Here is a 960-nt window from a genome sequence, read left to right on the forward strand (position 1 = left end):
CCGCGGACCCGGGCGCGGCCGGCGTGGTCGCCGTGGCGGGCGAGGGCGACGGCGAGGTTGACCAGGGCGACGGCCTGGGCGGTGCCGTCGCCGGCCCGGGCGGCGAGGTCGGGGGCGCGCTCCAGGTGGACGAGGGCCTGTTCGGGGCGGCCCTCCTCCAGCAGGACCCAGCCCAACAGGGCCCGGGCGCGGGACTGGGCGCCGGGGTCGCGGTCGGCCTCGGCGGCGGCCAGGCCGTGTTCGAGCAGCGGCGCCCAGCCGTCCCGGACCTGCCAGACGATCAGCGGCCACTGGAGCAGCACCAGGCGCCAGGCGCGGTCGTGCAGTCCGGCGGCGACCGCCGCCTCGACCGCGCCGCGCAGGGTGTCGCGTTCGGCGGCGTACCAGGCGAGCGCGCTCGCCCGGTCGGGGAAGGGGCGGACGTCGGCGGGGCGGCGGGTGCCGGGCGGCAGGGTGCAGCACGGTTCGCTGCCCGGTTCGGCGGCGGCGCAGGCGGTGAGGAGGGTGTTGAGCAGGTGGTCGAGCAGGCGGGGCAGCACCTGGGTGTCGGTGTCGCCGGGCAGGCTGCGGGCGTAGAGGCGGACCAGGTCGTGCAGGGTGTAGGCGTCCCGGCCGATCTGGACGATCAGGTGGGCGGCGGCCAGTCGGGCCAGCGCGTCGGCGGCCTCGTCGGGGCGACAGCCCGCCAGGGCGGCGGCGGTACGGCTGTCGAGGGTGGCGCCGGTGTGGGCGCCGAGGCGGCGGAACATCCGGTGGGCGGGTTCGCTCAGGTGCTGGACGGTCAGGGCGAGGGCGGCGGCGACGCTGGTGTCCTCGACGTCGAGGAGGTCCAGGCGGTCCTGTTCGTCTGCGAGTTCGTCGGCGAGGGCGGCCAGCGCGCGGGCGGGGCCGGTGGCGAGGCGGGCGGCGGCCAGCCGCAGGGCCAGCGGCAGGCCGTCGCACAGTCGGGCCAGGCGGGCG

At 79.0% G+C, this 960-nt stretch carries 1 pseudogene; it reads right to left on the reverse strand.

Going from position 1 to position 960, the window contains the following annotated elements:
* A pseudogene (locus tag KS423_RS46230) lies at window positions 1–960 on the reverse strand (AfsR family transcriptional regulator); the annotation flags it as partial.

It is taken from the genome of Streptomyces sp. LS1784, assembly GCF_020103755.1.
GTDB lineage: Bacteria > Actinomycetota > Actinomycetes > Streptomycetales > Streptomycetaceae > Kitasatospora.